Source organism: Achromobacter sp. GbtcB20 (assembly GCF_019091095.1).
In the GTDB taxonomy this organism is placed as follows: domain Bacteria; phylum Pseudomonadota; class Gammaproteobacteria; order Burkholderiales; family Burkholderiaceae_B; genus Achromobacter; species Achromobacter mucicolens.
The window spans coordinates 1-381 of the sequence record NZ_JAGXJZ010000292.1; the positions used below are offsets into that span (position 1 = coordinate 1).

General features: G+C 76.1%; 1 protein-coding gene. It reads right to left on the bottom strand.

Going from position 1 to position 381, the window contains the following annotated elements:
• A partial coding sequence (locus tag KVT32_RS29035; RefSeq protein ID WP_217619308.1) for a glycosyltransferase occupies nt 1-381 on the bottom strand: 381 nt, incomplete at both ends.

The window sequence follows — 381 nt, forward strand, 5'->3', positions numbered from 1 at the left end:
ACCACCGGCAGGCCGCTCGCCATCGCTTCCAGGATCACCACCGGCGTCGCCTCGGACAGCGAGGGCAGCACGAACACCGACCAGGCGCGCAGGATGGCGGCCACGTCGCCGCGCGCGCCCGGCAGCCATACGCGCTCGCTCCAGCCCGCGGCCGCGACGCGTTCGCGCAGGGGTTCCAGCAGGGGCCCGTCGCCGACGATGGCAAGGCGCAGGTCGAAGCGCGGCGGCGGGAAGCGCGCCAGCAGCAGCGCGAAAACGTCGAGCAGCCCGGCGTGGTTCTTGATGCGGTCGGCGCGCCCGACGGTGCCGATCCAGATCGGCTGCGGCGCGGCCACGGCAGGGGCAGCGGCGGGCGCCGGCGCGTAGCGCGCCGTGTCCACC